Annotated in this window: 1 protein-coding gene; it reads left to right on the top strand. The window is 40.3% G+C overall.

Features of this window, described 5'->3' with window-relative positions; all coding sequences use genetic code 11:
• The coding region (locus tag CVN76_RS32210) for a family 1 glycosylhydrolase (protein WP_157805460.1) at nt 1–462 on the top strand (462 nt) is incomplete at both ends.

The raw sequence follows: 462 nt of genomic DNA, 5'->3' as shown, positions 1-462 counted from the left end.
ATTTACCGAAGTTAGAAACTGGAGTACGTTTAATGAAATCTATCCTGTTGCGACAAACCAGTATTTACTCGGTGTGTTTCCTCCATCTATCAAAAGCGACTTCACAAAGATCATTCAATGCTTACATAATATGATGGTGGCGCATGCAATGACGGTTAACCTATTCAAGGAAAATAACTATCCTGGTGAAATTGGCGTCGTCCACTCGTTGGAAACAAAATACCCTGCCAGTGACTCAGAAGAAGACCGTCATGCCTGTTTCCTGGATGACGCGTTATCAGTCAGGTTTCTCCTTGATGCTACTTACCTCGGTTATTATTCTGAGAAAACCATGCTTGCACTGGATGAAATCTGTCAGGCAAATGGTGCGAAATACGAGTTTTTGGACAGTGATTTTGAAATCATGAAAAAAGCTTCAACACGAAATGATTATCTCGGCATCAATCATTATCAATGCCATTT

The organism is Bacillus sp. mrc49, from assembly GCF_002803435.1.
This window is presented reverse-complemented; position numbering and strand designations above follow the sequence as displayed.